This is a genomic window from Acidobacteriota bacterium (genome assembly GCA_016208495.1).
In the GTDB taxonomy this organism is placed as follows: domain Bacteria; phylum Acidobacteriota; class Blastocatellia; order Chloracidobacteriales; family Chloracidobacteriaceae; genus JACQXX01.
This window is the reverse complement of sequence record JACQXX010000036.1, coordinates 34796-54432: the sequence shown is the minus strand read 5'-3', so window position 1 is coordinate 54432 and position 19637 is coordinate 34796. Positions and strand designations below refer to the sequence as shown.

Here is a 19637-nt window from a genome sequence, read left to right as displayed (position 1 = left end):
GTCCTGCGTTCCGTTTCCGTTCACATCATTAAAGACATGTCCGGTCACGGTTCCCACTGGCTGGTAACCGACATTCGCCGCTGTGGTGGTGGCTCCACCCGTCACCGACACTGTTTGTGGATCCACATTCGTCGTTTCCAGTGTGTTGGCTGGGTCGGCCACATCCACCGTCGTGCTTCCCGCTGGAATATTATTGGCCGTGTAGTTGCCGTTCTCGTCGGTTTGAACCGTCACCGGCGCTCCGTTCACCGAATCAATCACCACATCCACACCCGCCAGGTTTGGTTCGCCGCTGTCCTGCGTTCCATTTCCGTTCGTGTCCGTAAACACGTGACCGCTCACTGTTCCGACCGGCTGGTAACCCACTGTGCTGGCTGTGGTTGTGTTCCCCGCCGTCACGCTCACCGTTTGCGGGTCAACATTTGTCGTTTCAACCGTTCCGGCTGGGTCGGCCACATCCACCCCGACGTTTCCGGCTGGAATGTTCGCCGCTGAGTAGTTCCCGCCGGCATTCGTCGTCACCGTCACTAGCGCTCCGTTCGCTGGCGTCAACGTCACGTTCACACCCGCCAGATCCGGTTCGCCGCTATCCTGCACTCCGTTTCCGTTCGTGTCCGTAAACACGTGACCATTCACTGTTCCCACAAACTGATAACCCACGGCACTTGCCGTTGTGGTTGCGCCGTTGAACACGTGTCCAGACACCGTTCCGACTGGCTGGTAACCCACGGCACTGGCCGTGGTCGTGTTGCCTGCGGTCACTGTTACCGTTTGTGGGTCCACATTCGTCGTTTCATTGTTATTCGCCGGGTCGGCCACATCCACTCCAACGTTTCCGGCTGGAATGTTCGACGCCGTGTAGTTCCCGTTCGCATCCGTCGTCACCGTCACCGGCGCTCCGTTCGCTGGCGTCAACGTGACATTCACTCCCGCCAGATCCGGTTCGCCGCTGTCCTGCGTTCCGTTTCCGTTCGTGTCCGTAAACACGTGCCCGGTCACGCTTCCCACAAACTGGTAGCCCACATTCGCTGCCGTGGTTGTGTTGCCACCCGTCACGCTCACCGTTTGTGGATCAACGTTCGTCGTTTCGTTTGAATTGGCTGGATCGGCCACATCCACCGTCGTGCTTCCGGCGGGGATATTCGTCGCCGTGTAGTTGCCGTTGGCATCGGTTTGAACGGTCACTGGCGCTCCGTTCTCGGAATCAATCACCACATCCACATTCGCCAGGTTTGGTTCGCCACTGTCCTGCGTTCCGTTTCCGTTCACGTCGTTGAACACGTGCCCGGAAACTGTTCCGACCGGCTGGTAGCCAACGTTCGCCGCCGTCGTGGTTGCGCCACCCGTGACGGTTACCGTTTGTGGATCAACATTCGTCGTTTCCACCGTGCTGGCCGGGTCAGCCACATCCACCGTCGTGCTTCCCGCTGGAATGTTTGACGCCGTGTAGTTGCCGTTCGCGTCGGTTTGAACCGTCACCGGTGCTCCGTTCTCCGAATCAATCACCACATCCACGCCGACCAGATCTGGTTCGCCGCTGTCCTGCACACCATTTCCGTTCGTGTCCGTAAACACGTGCCCGCTCACGGTTCCCACTGGCTGGTATCCCACATTCGCCGCTGTCGTGGTGTTGCCTGCCGTCACACTCACCGTTTGCGGATCAACGTTGGTCGTTTCAATCGTTCCGGCTGGATCGGCCACGTCCACTGTCGTGCTGCCCGCTGGAATATTATTGGCCGTGTAGTTCCCATTCGCATCCGTCGTCACGGTCACTGGGGCCCCGTTCACCGAATCAATCACCACATCCACGCCAGCCAGGTTTGGTTCGCCGCTATCCTGCGTTCCATTTCCGTTCGTGTCGGTAAAGACATGTCCGGTCACGGTTCCCTGTCCCTGGTAACCCACTGGATTGGTTGCGGTTGTATTGCCTGCCGTCACTGAAACCGTCTGTGGATCCGTGTTCGTCGTTTCCACGGTTCCGGCTGGGTCATCCACATCCACGCTTACACTTCCGGCTGGAATGTTCGGCGCCGTGTAATTGCCATTCGCATCCGTCGCCACCGTCACCGGCGTTCCGTTCGCTGGTGTCAGTGTCACATTCACACCGCTCAGGTCTGGTTCACCTGAATCCTGCGTTCCGTTTCCGTTCACATCTTCAAACACGTGCCCGCTCACGGATCCCACGAACTGGAAACCGACTGGCGCGGTGGTGGCTGTTCCACCGGCTGCCACACTCACCGTTTGTGGATCCGTGTTGGTCGTTTCATTCGTGTTCGCCGGGTCGGTTACATTCACATCCACGTTTCCGGCTGGAACGTTGGTTGCGGTGTAATTCCCGTTCGCGTCGGTCGTCACGGTGATTGGCGCTCCACCTCCCGCTGGCGTCAACGTCACATTGACTCCATTCAGGTCTGGTTCGCCACTGTCCTGGTCTCCATCTCCATTCAGGTCATTAAATACATGACCCGTCACTGTTCCCTGGCCCTGGAAGCCCACGTCGGTTGCATCCGCCGTTCCTCCCTGGGTCACCGTCACCGTTTGCGGATCATTTGCCGTTGTCAGGGTAAATCCACTTGGATCCGTCACATTCACCGTCGTGCTTCCGGCGGCAATGTTTGGCGCGGAGAAATCACCGTTCGCATCGGTTTGCACCGTGACTGGTGCTCCGTTCTCAGAGTCAATCACCACATCCACATTCGCCAGGTTTGGTTCGCCGCTGTCCTGCACTCCGTTTCCGTTCACGTCATTAAAGACATGTCCGGTCACGGTTCCCACTGGCTGGTAGCCCACATTGGCCGCCGTTGTAGTGGCACCAGTTGTCACGTTGACGGTTTGTGGGTCAACGTTCGTGGTTTCGTTGGTATTGGCTGGATCGGCCACATCAACCGACGTGCTGCCCACCGGGATGTTGTTGGCGGTGTAGTTGCCGTTCGCATCCGTCGTGACCGTGACAGGTGCTCCATTGACTGAATCCACCGTCACATTGACGCCACTCAGGTTTGGTTCGCCGCTGTCCTGCGTTCCGTTTCCGTTGGTGTCGGTAAACACGTGACCGGTGACGCTTCCAAAGAACTGATACCCAACATTGGCTGCCGTGGTGGTATTGCCACCAACCACGCTGACTGTTTGCGGATCAACGTTGGTTGTTTCGGTTGAATTGGCCGGGTCGGCGACGTCCACCGACGTGCTTCCGGCTGGAATGTTGTTGGCGGTGTAGTTGCCATTCGCATCGGTCGTCACTGTCACTGGTGGTCCGTTGACTGAATCCACCACCACATTGAGACCACTCAAGTTTGGTTCGCCGCTGTCCTGCGTTCCATTCCCGTTCACATCATTAAATACATGGCCAGTGACTGTTCCGACTGGCTGGTACCCAACCGTTGCCGCCGTTGTGGTTGCTCCCTGGGTTACCGTTACGGTCTGTGGATCAACATTTGTGGTTTCAATCGTGTTCGCCGGGTCAGCCACATCAATGCTCACGCTCCCGGCTGCAATGTTGTTTGCTGTGTAATTCCCGTTCGCATCAGTAGTCACAGTAACTGGTGGGCCGTTGTCTGAATCAATCACCACGTCAACACCACTCAGGTTTGGCTCACCGCTGTCCTGGATTCCATTTCCGTTCGTGTCGGTAAAAACATGTCCGCTCACGGTTCCAACTGGCTGGAAGCCCACAGTGGCGGCGGTGGTGGTTGCCCCCACGCTCACCGTTACGGTTTGTGGGTCAACGTTTGTGGTTTCAGTGGTGTTGGCTGGGTCAGCCACATCCACGGTTGTACTGCCGGTTGGGATGTTACTGGCCGTGTAGTTCCCGTTCGCATCGGTCGTCACGGTCACCGGTGGGCCATTGACTGAGTCAACCGTCACACTGACACCGCCCAGGTTTGGTTCGCCGCTGTCCTGAGTACCGTTCCCGTTCGTGTCGGTAAACACATGCCCGGTCACCGTTCCAACTTGTTGGAAACCCACATTCGCGGCTGCCGTGTTCGCTCCAACTGTGACAGTTACGGTTTGTGGATCAACATTTGTTGTTTCGACTGTATTCGCGGGGTCAGCCACATTGATTGTGACGCTGCCCGCTGGGATATTCGAGGCTGAGTAGTTTCCACTTGCATTGGTTGTCACTGTCACCGGTGAGCCGTTGGCCGGGGTGATTGTAACTGAAACTCCATTCAGGTCCGGTTCACCGGAGTCCTGGATACCGTTGCCATTGGTGTCGGTAAATACATGGCCGGAAACTGATCCAATTGGTTGGAAGCCCACAGTGGCGGCGGTGGTTGTGGCACCCACATTCACGGTTACGGTTTGTGGATCAACGTTTGTGGTTTCAGTGGTGTTGGCTGGGTCAGCCACATCAACGGACGTACTGCCAGTTGGGATGTTATTGGCTGTGTAGTTCCCATTTGCGTCGGTCGTCACTGTCACTGGGGCTCCGTTGACCGAATCAACTGTTACATTGACACCGCTCAGGTCTGGTTCGCCGCTGTCCTGGATTCCATTTCCGTTCGTGTCGGTAAACACGTGGCCCGTCACCGTCCCAACTTGTTGGAAACCCACGTTGGCGGCGGCTGTATTTGCTCCCGCTGTCACGGTTACCGTTTGTGGATCAACATTTGTGGTTTCAATTGTATTCGCGGGGTCAGCCACGTTAATCGTGACGTTTCCGACTGGAATGTTCGACGCGGAGTAATTCCCACTCGCATTTGTCGTCACTGTCACTGGCGATCCGTTCGCCGGAGTAATCGTGACGGATACTCCATTCAAGTCCGGCTCACCGGAATCCTGGATACCGTTACCGTTGGTGTCGGTAAACACGTGGCCGGAAACACTCCCAAAGCCCTGGAACCCAACAGTTGCTGCCGTTGCAGTTGCTCCCTGGGTGACGGTCACGTTTTGTGGATCAACATTCGTCGTTTCAATCGTGTTGGCCGGGTCGGCCACGTTCACACTCGTGAGGCCGGCTGCCACGTTGGTTGCGGTGTAGTTCCCGTTCGCATCAGTCGTCACCGTGATGGGCGGCCCATTGGCGGAATCAACCGTTACGCTGACACCGCTCAGGTCCGGTTCGCCACTGTCCTGGACTCCGTTTCCGTTGGTATCGGTAAACACGTGCCCAGTCACTGTTCCAACTGGCTGGAAGCCCACAGTGGTGGCGGTGGTTGTGCTATTGCCGGTTACCGTCACGGTTTGCGGGTCAACATTCGTCGTTTCATTGGTGTTGGCGGGATCGGCCACGTCCACAGTTGCACTTCCTGCCGCAACGCCGCTCGCCGTGTAATTTCCACTCGCATCTGTCGTGACGGTGATTGGTGATCCTGTTGCAGGGGTAATCGTTACACTGACTCCCACCAGATCCGGTTCACCACCATTCTGAATACCATCACCATTGGTGTCGGTAAAGACATGCCCGGTTACGGTTCCAGTTGGAAAACAAAATGGGAAACTGGCATCAGCGGGTGCCGTGGCAGTTTCACCAGTCGCACCACGGGTGGCACCGTTGGGGATAAATTCAGTGACAGCGCTTGAGTTTGAAGTTCCATGCAGACCACCGTTCACATTCTGAGTAACGGTGCCTCCAGAAGTAGCAATAAAGCCACCACCACCACCGCCGCCTGGTCCTTCAGCTTCATCCCCGCTGATGGTTTGGGTTCCGCCGACACCACCATTGGCATTAATGGTTATCCCACTCAAGGTCGTGGCTTTCACCACAACACTTCCACCACCACCACCACCACCTGGGGCGTCATTTCCGGTACCGGTTGTATTACCGCCAGTGTTGCCATTCGCCAGAATTGTTCCGGTACCGGAAACCGTAGCCGCTAGCAAAAAGACAATACCACCCCCATTTCCACCGGCACCACCGACTGGGCCGTTGTTGGCATCACCGGCACCGCCGCCGCCGCCCATAAAGATGCGGGAATTGGTGGTTGACGGGTCGTTATCAAGGGGCTTTCCACCCCAGCCTCCAGTATTATCACGACCATCTCCCCCCCAATCTGCATCGCCAGGGCCTTCGACTGTGGCATTCCGATTCGCCGAGGAAAACGAGTATCCCCCACGACCACCACCGCTGGAAGTATGGGTGGAAAATCCAGCACTTTCCAAATTCCAGGCGGTTGCCCAGCTTGCTGTTGAGAGACTTGGATTGCCTAATCCATCATAGGTGACCCCATTATCTCCATTTGAACCACCGCCGCCGCCGGCGTTATGCGAGTTTCCGCCACCGCCACCATTGGCCGGCGCGCCACGACCGTATCTTCCTATAGCATTATAGTCGGTTTGATTGCCGGCAATTCCTTCGCCTTTTTCAGCACCCTGATTTGAATCCGTGTTTCGAAAGATGAGTACCGCTGAACTTGTTGTTTGACCGGCTGTGTTGTTTTCAAGTGCACCACCACGGAAACCCAGGCCCGAAACTTGAATTGACCCGTTTGTGCCGCTGTTATTCAAAGTTGCTGTGTTTTGGACATGCGCCGCCACGATACCGCCAAAACTGCCATTCCAGGCTGGTGCCGTGATATATCCTGGGCTATTGACTGTTAAATTGGTGTATTGAGGAACTTTGATGACCTGGACTCTGCCAGCCGAAGTGTAACTATTGCGCAACCCACCAGTGCAGTTGGCCAGCGAGATTGTGGTTGAGCCCACACTCGACACGCTAAAGAATTCAAATTTCCCAGCATTGTTGTAAGCAGTAATAGTTCCATAAGCAGAACTATCGGTTGTGGTCATTGTCGCGCCCTGCATCTGAATGATCAAAATCAGGTCGCCCGCCGTGAGATGGGTCGTGGGTACCAGGCGATTGGTTGCATTCGTGTTATCAACCGTGATGCTCGTTGCTCCAGCAGCGGCATTGGCGGTGAGAAAAGTATATCGATTAACGATTGTCGCAGCCGTGGTCACAGTCAAGGCACCGTCTTTGCCTGGGGAATAAAGCGGGTTGACTTCGAGTTCCGGGCGCTTTTCGGTTGGAGCAAAAACGGTTGATTCCGAAGGATCCTCGGGTGAGGTCACAACCACGTCTTCTTTTTTCGTCTGCGAAACGAGCGAAACATTTGGGCCAAGCGAGAGCACAACCAGATCCTGTGGCTGGCCGGCGGTAAGCTGGATCGGGGCCACGGCTACCAGCCGGGTACTCACGTCAAATTCAGCCGTAAACGTTCGGTCTTCGCGCGCCATCAAGTCACTGGCGATCAGCAGATAGATTTTTCGTGTTCCGCGATCCATCACCAGCAGGTCATCAAGACCCGTTGCATTTTTTGCAAACCGGCCAGTGGTCAGTCCCGCCAATCCTTTTGGATTTGGAATGCTGCCAAACAGGACGCCTTCCGTTTCGGCACCTGAAAACAATTCGTCCAGCGAAAACACAAAAACGTCGCCGGTGCCAACAAGCACGGCGACTTCTGGTTGTTCAAGCTGGGTAAAGTTCCCGAAGGCAATCCCCTGGACCGGGGATTCAAATGTTCGTTTTATTTTTTCGCGCGCCGAAGCCAGCCCTTTGACCAGCATCAGGGTTTGCCCGGTCGCGACACCGAGATATTGCAACCCCTGCTGAGTGGGCTCAGAGAGCGCCAACTGCGTCGGTTCATCCAGCGGCAGGCGGTGACTGTGCGGCGTCGCCTTCAAACCACCGTTTTGCCCGGCGTAAATCAGCAGGGAGGTTGACTTGTCACCGGCCAGCCCAATCGCCAGATCGGCGGGACCGCCAGTGTCTTTTTTCGCGGAGGTCAGAGATATGATATTTCCTGGCACCGCAATGCTTTCCGCCATCGCGAAGCCACCAAAACCATCGCCACGCAGCCATTGAATTTCACTCTGACCGGTTGTTGCCGCCACAGCATCAGCTTTGCCGTCGCCGTCAAAGTCGCCAACCTGAAGCAGGTAGGGCGCCTGCGGCAATTGGAAAATTGAACCCCGGTCCTGCAACCGCGCCGCGCCGTTTGACAAAGCCGCCGTACCTTTTTGAACCATCAACAGACCGCTCGTACCAGAGGCATATCCACTGATGACATCCTGGGTGCCGTCATTGTCAAGGTCACCAATGGCGATTGACAGTGGGCGGGCTTGCCCGGAAGCCACGGCTTTGACAAAGGCTTCCTGTCCGACATAGTCCAGGCTGGTGGGAGTGGCATCTTGAAAATCAACCCAGGGAGTTCCCCTCCCTTTGGCCGAAACGCTGATCGGAATAATCTGTGAATTTCCAGCCTGGATTCTTCGGTGAGTGGCTGCCAGGGCGGAAATGACGCCGATTGAATCAGCAGCCACGAGGAAAAGACATACGGCCCAAACCATGGTAGTCCGGACGCGGCGATGCAAAGAGCTTTGATTTATCATATTGACTCCGAGTTTTTTCTCTCTAACCTGAGGACAGCTATCTAGTTTTTCTTTTATTTTCAATTATTTACCGCCATGTAATTGGCTTTTTTCTTCAGACACAAAAATCCCCTGTGCAGGAAACCTTCCTGCTGTGCAAGTGATTGAGTTGTGTAGTGACCTTGTTGAGCGAACCGAGGTAACTAAAGGTGTGCGGTATAGGTAGACAGGCTACATTGTGTACAGAGTTCTTGCGAAATTATTGTGATCCGCAAAAACATCGCAATATTCTGTATTTTTATGGGGAAAACGCTGGTAAAGGCTGGAAAACTGGAGGTTGGCAAGAAAGGACAAAAGGGACAAAAGGGACGAAAAGAAATTCACGTCGAAGACCCGGAACCCGGACAAGGTGACAAGGTGACAAGGTGACAAAGTGATAATCTGTAAGGGCGTTGTTGCTTTGAGCCGCGCCCTCCTTCGAAAACCCGGAACCCGGAACGAATGACAAGGTGACACACGGACAGGATGACAGAGTGATTTCTTTCATCCCTCATTCCTCATCCCTCATCCCTTCTGAAAACCCGGAACCCGGAACCCGAATTTCACCCAACACAAATGCCAACGACGGTCAGGTCGTCGCGTTGGACTTCATTTCCTTGATGGGCTTCGAGTTCGGCGACAATCATTTCATACTGGCGGTCGGCGGCGTACCGGGCCAAACGGGTTAAAAATTCCCGGAAGCGTTTGGTGCTAAATTTTTGTCCCTGTTCGCTGGGCTGGTCGGCAAATCCATCGGACGATAAATACAGCATGACCGGCTCGGTGACTCGAAATTCATGATTGGTGAACACCCGTTTATCTTCCTTTTGCATGCCGCCGATTGATTTCCGATCACCTTTGATTTCAATGAGTTCAGGTTGGTCTGGTTGGCGGGGTACAACATAGAGCGGGCGGCGACTTCCGGCAAAGACCACCCGCCCTGGCTCAATTCGGCACAAACAGAGGTCCATCCCATCCTGGGATTCGCTTTCGGCATGTTCCTGGCGGAGCGCTTCCCGGATACCGTTGTGCAGATGCTCCAGAATCAACGCCGGATCCAAAATCCGCTTTTCGTTCACGATCTGATTCAACAGAGTGTTGCCGATCATGGACATTAAGGCGCCAGGAACACCATGCCCGGTACAGTCTGCCACGGCGGCAATCACAACTCCGTCAATTTTATTGACCCAGTAGAAATCACCCGAAACAATATCCTTTGGCCGAAACAGGATGAAATGCTCTGGAAAAAGCTGACTGACGCGCTGGTCGTGCGGAAGAATCGCCTGTTGAATGCGCTCCGCATAGCGGATGCTGTCCATAATATGGTTGTTTTTGTGCTGGATTTCTTCAGCCTGCCGGACAATTTCGGCGGTCCGCTCAGCCACCAGGGCTTCAAGATGACCAACCAGTTGCAGATTTTCAAACACCAGGCCAGCTTCGCGGGCGGTGGCCATCAGAAATTCCAGGTCTTCGCCGTTAAACTGGGCAATGGCTTTGGTGTTATAGAGATAACAAACCCCCCAAACCCGCAGGTTTGAGCTAATCGGGGCACACAAGACTGAGCGCAAATTTTGGATGACAATGCTTTTCTGACTGGCAAACCGTTCGTCACTGGTTGCGTCCCGGCACAAGACCGCCACGTTTTCACGAAACGTCTGCTCGATGATGGTGAAACTGGTATGAATCTGGCCACATTTGCCGGTTTCACGGTCGCGGGCAACCACCTGCTCAAACTCTCCCGTTTCTGAATTGTGAAGCAAAATCGCACCCCGTTCACAGGGAAGGCAGGTAAAAATCGCTTCAAGCCATTTATCCACCAACTCTTGCACGCTTTTGGCAGGTAACAGCGTGTGCGTGATTTCATACAATTTACTGAGCCGCTGGACAATCTGATCAACCTTTGTCCCTTCAGGTCGCTTGAGTTGTTCGCGAAGCAATTCCAGGTTGAGGAATCGGGTTTGCCGGTCATTGATCCGCATCTCAACTGATGGACTGGCTTCCGCAGGCTTATGGGTGGTTTTGGTTTCGAGGGGCAGCGTTCCGCTGAGTGAAATCGCGGCTGGCATCCCTGCGGAGCGAACCTGCTGAATTGGAATGGTGTTGGCCAGTGGATTGATCGGCGCCGCTTCGACGGAGTGGAATCGAATCACGGCAATCGTCGAATCACCCAAAATAATTTCATCCCCGTTGTGGAGTGTATGTTCGACGACCCGTTGTTTATTCACAAAGGTGCCAGACTTGCTCCCCTCGTCACGCAAGACAAATTTTCCATCCGCCTGCCGTTGAATCAGAATGTGCCGCCGAGATACCTGTGGATCCAGGATTTGAAGGTCGCTTCCGTCAGATCGGCCAATCAGAAACGAATCGCCCGTAATCGGCACCTGCCCCTTCGGGTTACCTTTGGTTGAATACATCAAGTATGCAGGTGGGTTACTGGTGGTTGGCATAACAGATTCATTTATGGACAACGGGTCAGGTTTTGGTTCTTGGTTCTTGGTTTTTAGGAGTCGTTAAAAAACAACTTTCCGTTTTTGTTTGCAAGCATCAGTCTTTGGATTGAGCATCCTGAAAGGCTGCCGTTCGGATAGCCGGTGGTGCGAGGCTTTGGGAGCGACCACCGGGAGAGGCACGTTACCTACGTTCTCCCCGCTGCTGCCCGCGCCCTGCAGGGCGCGGGCAGCAGCGGGAAAAGGAGAAGGCTACTGTGTCCGGTGGTAGGCCCAAAGCGGCCAACCGACCGGCTATCCGAACTGCAACGCTTCGCGGTGCAAAACCAAAAACCAAACACTACAAAAACAACGTCATGGCCTCAGCCAGCTCTTTGGCGGTGGGTCGTTCGTTCGGAACTTTCTTGAGGGTCCGCAAGACCAATGTTTCCAGTACTTCAGAAATCTCCGGGACAATTGACCGCAACGGGGGAGGAGGCTGCAGCATGTGCGCCGTGACCAGCGCCCCAAGGTTTCCTTTCCGAATAATGAACGGGACGCGCCCAGTCAGCATTTCAAACCACAACACCCCGAGACTATAAATGTCAGCCCGGCCATCATACGGCAGATTGCTGAGTCGTTCGGGCGGCATATAGAGCGGGGTGCCGACAATCACCCCCTGGGTGATGTCAGAAAGGTCAGCCCGATGCTCTTCTCCCATCAGCTTGGCTAGCCCAAAATCCAGTACTTTGACCACTTCTTCGGTGGGTGTTTTGTGGAGAAAGATATTGTCGGGTTTGATGTCGCGATGAACCAGACCGGCGGAGTGGGCTTCGGCCAGGGCCTGGCAGACCGGAATCAAAATCTCAACTGACCGATGAGGAGAGAGCCGGCCAAATTCTTTCAATTCGTCAGACAGCGTATGCCCCTGGAGCAATTCCATTGCCAGGTAGGCAATCCCGCTGGTTGAAATCCCAAAATCAGACACCGCCACCGCATTCGGATGGGTAATTCGACAGGCGGAAATGCCTTCCCGCCGGAAACGCTCTAAATCATTCGGCGTTATCAGCCCCGAACGCGGCTGCAGGACTTTGACGGCCAGCGGGCGGCTCAGGCCCAGGTGGGTGGCTTCAAACACCGCACCATAGCCCCCCGTGCCGATCTTCTTTTCCAGCCGGTACTTGTTATCCAGCACCGTTCCCGGCAACGCTTCAGTCAGCGCCGAGAAAATGCTTTCCTGGCGTTGCTTGGCTTGCAGCAGCGCCTCGTGGGCCCGAATCAGCGCCTCGTTCTTTTCCTGCAGGGCTCGATTTTTGCTGCCCAGTTCTTCGTTCTGGCGGTCGAGTTCCTTCTGGGTTCGGATCAACTTGCTCTGGGTTGAATCTCCGATTTTGGTGATTTTCATGGCTTGCTTGAGTAAGCCGCGATACTTTTTCACCAAAAATTTGTATTCATCAACCAGACCTTTCGGGTCGAGCGACTCCTGTTTCAGCACCGTTTCCGCCTGTTGAACGACATCCAGTTCATCGGCGAAAACTTCGTTGATATTGCTGCTCCGTTCGGATTCACGCCCAACTTCCTTTTCCATGCCAATCCTCATCTTTAGTAATTATGAATTATGAAATGGCTAAGTATCTGTAATTGAGGGAGATAACTCTTTCAAAACTCACAATTCATTTCTCATAATTGACCTGAGCCCGCCCACGACTGATTGTTAATAGGAGATAAATTGAAAGGGGAGGGTCATGTCCTCACAAAACTCTTGACCACTTTCCAGCATATCGTCATCGTCTTCGCGGTAATACCAGTTCAACTCGATGGTATGGCCTTCTCCGTGTGCATCTTCCAGAATCTCAAGGATGTTGAGGATGCACTTTGACGAACTGGTGTTGAAATATTCGAGCTTAAAATTAAAGGTCGCCGCCCCTGGTTCCGAACTGAAATACTCCTGCAGCCATTTAAAAACCGGCTGGTAAAATTGCATCGAGTTTTCAGGATACGACTCACCCGCAATTTCCATCACGCCGGTCGTTGCATCAAATGACACCTGGGGTGTGACTTTGGTTTTATCTACGATTAGGTTTTCCATCACTCGCCTACTCACCTTTCTCGATACTAATGTTCAAAATAAAAAAAACATATTCTTCGTCAATCGGGCTGATTGTGAAATCAAGCGGACGTTTCGATTTTCGCGCCATATCAATCAACCCCAGGCCAGCGCCTTTACTCCCTTCGTGAGGTGTTGATTTTCGGCGTTCGGCATGATGTCGTTTTAATTCTTCTTCGGTGGCCGAATTAATGAATTCACACTGGGCTTTGAGGTCTTCAGCCCGGTCCTTGAGAGTTTTATTGCCACTGCTCACGATATAAAATTTCGAAGTTTCGGTGATCACGATGATCCCAACCCCAACTTCTTCCCCGGTTTCATCAATGCGTTCCTTTTCCGCCGAGTAATGGAGGATATTCTGGGTTAACTCGATAAAGACCGAGAACACCTTCTTGACATTTCGATCCAGCACCAGCTTGCTTTTGAGAACTCCGCCGAGTTCAACAAGTACCCCTTGTGAAACAGCCCCCTTGAAAGCAAGAAAGACTTTTTGATCACAGAGTTTGTGGTAGAGCGAAAAGAGGTCCTGTGTCACGGAATTCCTCCTGGCGGCCAGTCAGGCCATGAATTGAAAGGACGTCATCTGTGGTTAACCTGCGCACCCTGTGTTGGATCACCTGACCGCAAGCCGGGGCTTTTTTCAACGATCACATTCTGAGACGGCACCCGCCTGGCCCCTCATAAGCGCCAGGATACGGAGAGATGAACCTGATCTGGACTAACGAGACCGGAAGACCGGGGCATCAAACCAGTTCTTGTGGGCCTGAACAACCTGCGATAAGGAGGCGGGAATCAGGTCATCCGTTTATGTCCCCTTGTCTCCCTGTCTCTTTGTCTCCTTGTCTCACAAGCGGTCAGAACTCCTTCCCCAAAACACCAAATTCAGGTGCGGCACAATCCAGTACTCGAAAAAACTCAAAGAATTGTGCCTGACCTGAGCCGGGAACCGTTCAGGAAAAGGGATTGAACTGGCAAACGGGTTGAATTAAATCGAACGAAGCTTTTAGTGCCGCAACCATTGAATGCTCACCTGGGTCAGCCCTGAGAGGGATGGATTGCACGGGGCCAATCCAGAATCCGCAAGCGATTCCCTGACGGGAATTCCCAGCGTTCACGTTTCGATGGGCCTCTGAAGAGTCGCCCTTCACGTGCTGCAACGGTTAGAGTGAACCGCCGTGACCCGAAAGTCATTGCTTGACTTTATACACATATTGCTTTGGGGAAGCAACTCTCCAATTTCAAACCGGGCGGTGTTTAACCGGCCAATCAACCTCCAGGCAAGTGAAGGACGGTGTTGGGTCTGGCTTTGATAAAATATCAATCGGCTTAACAGGTTACCCCATTTGTCCTCTGCGAGCGATTGAATGAGGGTTGACTAGCGTTCAGGTTCGCCGGACCAAAAAATGACCCATCACCAGGGTGGAGTTTTCAGCTTTGTCGGACGAGGAGGTTTTCAACTGGCGGGATTTATGGTAAACGATATCCTTTTTGATAACTCTTCATCTTGAAGGAGATAGATTCACTATGAGCAGCAAGCCGGAACTTTCGACCAAAGAAACCTTGAGTTTCCAAACGGAAGTCAAGCAGGTTCTCAATCTCATTACCCACTTTCTTTACAGCAACAAAGAAATCTTTTTGCGCGAATTGCTTTCCAATGCGTCAGATGCCGCCGACAAAATCCGCTTTTTGGCCTTGTCTGACAGCACGCTCCTGGAAGGCGATGGCGAATTCAAAATCCGGGTTTCCTTTGACAAGACCAACCGAACGGTCACCATTTCCGACAATGGAATTGGGATGTCCCGAGCCGAAGTCATTGAAAATATTGGTACTATCGCCCAATCTGGAACCCGCCGTTTTCTGGAATCGCTGACCGGCGACCAGGCCAAGGACGCCAACCTGATTGGCCAGTTTGGGGTTGGGTTCTATTCGGCCTTTATTGTGGCCGACAAAGTGACCCTGCGCACCCGGCGGGCCGGGACCCCTGCCGATCAAGGCGTATGCTGGGAATCTTCAGGTGAAGGCGACTACACGCTTGAAGCCATCGAAAAACCAACTCGCGGCACCGAGGTCACACTTCACCTGCGGGAAGGCGAAGATGAATTTCTCAACGACTATCGGCTGCATTCCATCATTCGCAAATACTCTGACCACATTTCCTTCCCCGTCGTGATGAAACCAACCGGCGACAAAGACGCCGAGGAAGAAACCATCAATCAGGCGTCGGCCCTGTGGTTGCGCGCCAGGTCAGAGATTTCCGAAGACGACTACAACGAATTTTACAAACACGTCGCCCACGACTTCAGCAATCCGCTGACCTACCTTCACATCCATGTTGAAGGCCGTCAGGAGTACACGTTGTTGCTCTATATTCCCAATCGGGCACCGTTTGACCTCTGGGACCGGGATCCAAAACACGGAGTGAAACTCTATGTTCGCCGCGTGTTTATTATGGATGATGCTGAAAAAATGATGCCGCGCTACCTGCGGTTTGTGCGTGGCGTGATTGATTCCAATGACCTGCCGCTCAACGTTTCCCGCGAATTGCTCCAGCAAAACAAAGTTCTCGAAGCCATCCGCGCCAATGCCGTCAAAAAAGTCCTGGGACTGATTGAAGACCTGGCCAAAACCAACGACGAAAAATTCACCACGTTTTGGAAGGAATTTGGTCGAGTGCTGAAGGAAGGCGTTGGCGAAGATTTTGGCAATCAGGAACGGATTGCCAAATTGTTGCGCTTCTCAACCACCCATACCGACTCAGAAGAACAAACCGTGACGCTGCCTGAATATGTTTCGCGGATGAAACCCAATCAGGACAAAATTTACTATGTCACGGCTGAAAGCTTTGCTGCCGCCAAAAACAGCCCACACCTCGAAGTCTTCCGCAAAAACGGCATTGAAGTGCTGCTTCTGACCGACCGGGTTGACGAATGGCTGGTATCTTCCTTAACTCAGTTTGACAACAAGCAATTGCAGTCAGTCGCCAAAGGTGAACTCGATCTGGGTAAATTGGAAGCCCCCGAAGAAAAGGCAAAGATCGAAAAAGCCTCCGGTGACTATAAAGATGTGATCCAGAAGATCAAAGACACGCTGGGCGAAAAAATCAAAGATGTCCGGCTAACCGGGCGGTTGACGTCATCTCCGGCCTGCCTGGTCTCAGACGACCACGACATCAGCAGCAATCTGGAACGATTGTTGAAAGCTTCGGGTCAAAAAGTAATGGGCTTTAAACCGATTATGGAAATCAATCCGGATCTCTCCATCGTGCAAAAGCTCAAGAGTGAAATTTCCAGCGACCGATTTGCCGACTGGTCACACATTCTGTTTGATCAGGCACTCCTGGCCGAAGGCGGTCAACTCGACGACCCGGCTTCGTTTGTCCACCGGCTTAATCAGTTGTTTCTGGAGATGAATAAATAACTTTGAAGCGAGTAGCGAGTAGCGAGTAGCGAGTAGCGAGTAGCGAGTAGCGAGTAGTTTTCAACCCTGAATCCAGGGATTCACTCCTTTCAAGCAATGGAAGTGAAAAACAATCACTGAAATTGTGTCCGGGTTTTACTACTCGCTACTCGCTACTCGCTACTCGCTACTCACGCATCTCATTCCTTCGGTATCAATTTGATCTCAAACAGCTTGGGCCAGAATTTCCCCGTCACAAACAGCCGCTTTTTCCTGGTATCGTAAGCAATTCCGTTGAGCACATCCGAGCTTGCCCGTTCCTGCGGGGTCAACAAATTCTTCAAATCAATCATTCCTAAGATCTTACCGGTTTCCGGGTCAATTCTCACGATTTGATCGGTCAGCCAGATATTGGCAAAGATTTCCCCTTCGATATATTCGAGTTCGTTCAGATTTCGAAGCGGCGCCCCTGGAGTGTTGTTGGCAAAAACATGAATGGTTCGTTTGACTTCAAATGTTTCCGGGTCAAGAAACCGGATGGCATTGGTCCCATCGCTCAAAATCAGACTGGTTCCATCAAAGGTCAATCCCCACCCTTCCCCGGTATAGGAAAATTCCTTGATCAACTTCATCGTCTTCCGCTCATAGACAAACCCTTTTTCTGAAAGCCAGGTCAGTTGGAAAATCTGATTTCCGATCACGGTCATGCCTTCGGCAAAATACTGGGGTTCGACGTCTATTTTTTTTCGAATCGTTCCAGTTTTGAGTTCGACAAACCGCAGGCTGGAGCGTCCGTTGAGTCCGGTGCTCTCATACATTTTGTTGCGGAAGAAAAATAGGCCCTGGGTAAAGGCTTGTGTGTCATGGGGATATGTATTGACAACTTCATATCCGTAGGTTGGTATCGTCGAGGATTGAATGGCTTTGGCAACAACCGTTCTTTGGGTGGAAACCGGCAGAGCCAGGACACTGAGCATTAAACAGCAGACAAAAACAGCGGTACGCATAAGTATTTCCCAACTTGAAAAACTGGCTGAATAAAAATCAGGGTTCAGAATGAATTGTAAGCGCGCTGGTTTCAGCGGACCAATCAAGAAAAAGTGTTTTGGATCGAAGTTTCGGATGGTGCAACAGGTATCGAGCCAGCGGGGCCACCACGGTTGCTTCCAGGGTTCGCTGGAGAGGGCGTGCTCCGTAGCGTACATCGTACCCGTCACGAGCACACTGTGCCACCAATCCGGCAGACCATGCAAGCTGGAGCCTGGCTTTGGTAAATCCTTCTCGACGCCCAATTTCGCCCAATTCCTTGCGTGTTATATCGAGCACCATCGGCGGAGTCAGGGCATTGAACCGCACCACCGCGTCCAGGCGGTTAAAAAATTCCGGTCGGAAAAATGACATGGCGACTTTTTCATAGGGTGGTGCCGTTGGTGCTCCATAGCCAATGGCCGGTGAGAGATCCGCGCCCAGATTTGAGGTCATGACAATGACGGCATTGCGAAAACTGGTCGTTCGGCCAAATCGGTCGGTCAATCGGCCTTCGTCAAAGACACCCAACAAGGCGTCAAACACCTCTTCGTCGGCTTTTTCGATTTCATCAAACAGGACAACTGAAAATGGTTGACGGCGAATGCGTTCAATGAGTTGGCCAGGTTTGCCATTGGGTGCGGTAAACAATCGGTCGAGGGCGCCATACCCGCTATATTCACTCATATCAAGCCGAATCATTCGCTGTTCGGCGGCCTGACCGCTGCCAAACAGGAAGCGTGAAATCGCTTTGGCCAGTTCGGTTTTGCCAACTCCGGTTGGTCCACAAAATAACAACACGGCAATCGGGCGGTTCGGGTCATTGAGCCCGGCTTTGAAAGTGGTAATCACCTGGGCCGCCAGTCGGCAAGCATCCGGCTGGCCAATCACCTGGGTTTGCAGGGCTTCATGCACAACCGAAAGCTCCAGCAGAATCTCATCCCGCAAAAAGCTTTCCGGCAATCCGGTTTGGCGGACATATTGAGTAATCACGTGGTCGGGTGTCACTTGTTGGACTTTGGCCCGACTTTGACGATCAAAGACATCATGCAAAAAACGAGTTGCCAGCCCTGGAAATCCATCCGTGGGCTGAAACCGGGCAAATAACCGATGGGTTGCTTCAGCCACACCAGCCTCAGCCGACAATTCAAAGGTCTTTTCCAACGATTTCTGGTACAGCTCCAGAACCGACAGGGCTTTTTCGCGAGTGAAGGAATCAATGCGAACAATCTGGAAAAGCTCCACCAGTCCGGGAAGCAACCGCCGACAGGCATCCAGTTCGGCTGGGGTTGCCTCCACCACCATTCGCAATTCATTGCGTTGCAAAAATGGCATCAAAAATGTGGCAAGGCTGTCGAGTGGGCCAGAGCCTCCCATTTCCACCAGTTCAAGCAAATTCCCAACACAGAGCACGCCACCAATGGAGTTTATTTCATCAATGACGGTTTCACAGCGTTCCTGCCACTGCCCCAGGTACATCATGCCGGCAATCAATCGTGAACCACTGGTCAACCAGTACCGACGCGAAGGCCGCGAGCCATCGGTTTCGGCTTCCGCTTTTTTGAGATGGTGTTCGGCCTGCCGAACGGCCTCGACCAGCACCGTGGATTTCCCACTGCCTGTCTCCCCAAGCAAAATCAGATTGGGTGTTTCTTCCGTCAGTTTTTTGACCAGCAGGTGAATTTCGGTTTCACGTTCAAAGGCGCGGCCAAACTGACGGCGCAATTTTGGGTCTCCGAGTGGTTCGGCCACCATCTCCAACGTTTGGGTTGGACTTCCGGCCTTTGGTTGAGCAAACTTCACCTTGCCGACATTCACTGATAACTCAAGCAACTGCACTGATTTCGGATCCAACAGCGATACGATTTGCCGGGTTGAGGCCCCTTTAAAGGATTCCTGAACATAGGCCAGCACCAGGTTTTTCAACTCACCTGGCTGATAGTAATAAAACTGGATCCCAAGCATCGGCAACGCCGCCACCAGCAACCCGCTCCGTTGCTCGCCATAAACACAGGTCGCCCGAATCGCCACCGTCTCAGATGCCGGGAAGCGCCGGTTGTTGAATTGACGTTCGGGCCTGACTTCAACCCGGAACGTAATGAGCTGGGCCGATTCAAAATTCGGATAAATACTGTGATGCCATTCGGATGCCTGCCACTGGATGAGTTCTTTTAATTCAACCAGTACTGATTCTATAGTAAGTCCAGTTGCCGCAATCATTTGCGATCCGATTTCCTGATCAACAAACCGGCCAGTGTACATGCCTTGATAATCTTGCCAGATTAAAACCGGGTATTTGTAGTAAGTCATACCAATTAGGGTTCAGGGTTCAG

The 19637-nt window shown here is 53.1% G+C and carries 8 protein-coding genes; 1 reads left to right on the top strand and 7 read right to left on the bottom strand.

The genetic code is table 11. The features are described 5' to 3' along the window. The 5 genes from HY774_06305 to HY774_06285 all read right to left on the bottom strand — a co-directional run. Positions 1–8331: hypothetical protein (locus HY774_06305; GenBank protein ID MBI4748082.1), on the bottom strand; the 8331-nt coding region annotated here is incomplete at its 3' end. Between the two features lie 581 nt (positions 8332–8912). Further along, entirely contained in the window at positions 8913–10796 is a 1884-nt protein-coding gene (locus tag HY774_06300) for an FHA domain-containing protein (protein MBI4748081.1), read from the bottom strand. 340 nt (positions 10797–11136) lie between these two features. Continuing rightward, on the bottom strand, positions 11137–12363 hold the full coding sequence (locus HY774_06295) for a protein kinase (protein MBI4748080.1): 1227 nt from the start codon (positions 12361–12363) through the stop codon (positions 11137–11139). Between the two features lie 126 nt (positions 12364–12489). After that, complete coding sequence (locus HY774_06290) at positions 12490–12864, bottom strand: DUF1987 domain-containing protein (GenBank protein ID MBI4748079.1); 375 nt, start codon at positions 12862–12864, stop codon at positions 12490–12492. Positions 12865–12871: 7 nt separating this feature from the next. After that, the gene (locus HY774_06285) at positions 12872–13297 is read right to left on the bottom strand and encodes a hypothetical protein (protein ID MBI4748078.1); all 426 of its coding nucleotides are present in this window, start codon (positions 13295–13297) and stop codon (positions 12872–12874) included. 1109 nt (positions 13298–14406) lie between these two features. Here HY774_06285 and htpG point away from each other — a divergent pair. Further along, complete coding sequence (htpG, locus tag HY774_06280) at positions 14407–16299, top strand: molecular chaperone HtpG (protein MBI4748077.1); 1893 nt, start codon at positions 14407–14409, stop codon at positions 16297–16299. A 179-nt stretch (positions 16300–16478) separates the two neighbouring features. On the opposite strand, the gene HY774_06275 is transcribed toward htpG, so the two are convergent. Then, on the bottom strand, positions 16479–17285 hold the full coding sequence (locus HY774_06275; protein MBI4748076.1) for a glutaminyl-peptide cyclotransferase: 807 nt from the start codon (positions 17283–17285) through the stop codon (positions 16479–16481). A gap of 37 nt (positions 17286–17322) precedes the next feature. Then, on the bottom strand, positions 17323–19614 hold the full coding sequence (locus HY774_06270; GenBank protein ID MBI4748075.1) for an ATP-dependent Clp protease ATP-binding subunit: 2292 nt from the start codon (positions 19612–19614) through the stop codon (positions 17323–17325). Positions 19615–19637 lie beyond the last annotated feature (23 nt).

What these genes read in the sequence shown, in the direction of transcription:
- HY774_06275 (MBI4748076.1), bottom strand. Translation starts at nt 17,285, where the DNA reads ATGCGTACCGCTGTTTTTGTCTGCTGTTTAATGCTCAGTGTCCTGGCT.
- HY774_06300 (MBI4748081.1), bottom strand. Translation starts at nt 10,796, where the DNA reads ATGCCAACCACCAGTAACCCACCTGCATACTTGATGTATTCAACCAAA.
- HY774_06295 (MBI4748080.1), bottom strand. Translation starts at nt 12,363, where the DNA reads ATGGAAAAGGAAGTTGGGCGTGAATCCGAACGGAGCAGCAATATCAAC.
- htpG (MBI4748077.1), top strand. Translation starts at nt 14,407, where the DNA reads ATGAGCAGCAAGCCGGAACTTTCGACCAAAGAAACCTTGAGTTTCCAA.
- HY774_06290 (MBI4748079.1), bottom strand. Translation starts at nt 12,864, where the DNA reads ATGGAAAACCTAATCGTAGATAAAACCAAAGTCACACCCCAGGTGTCA.
- HY774_06270 (MBI4748075.1), bottom strand. Translation starts at nt 19,614, where the DNA reads ATGACTTACTACAAATACCCGGTTTTAATCTGGCAAGATTATCAAGGC.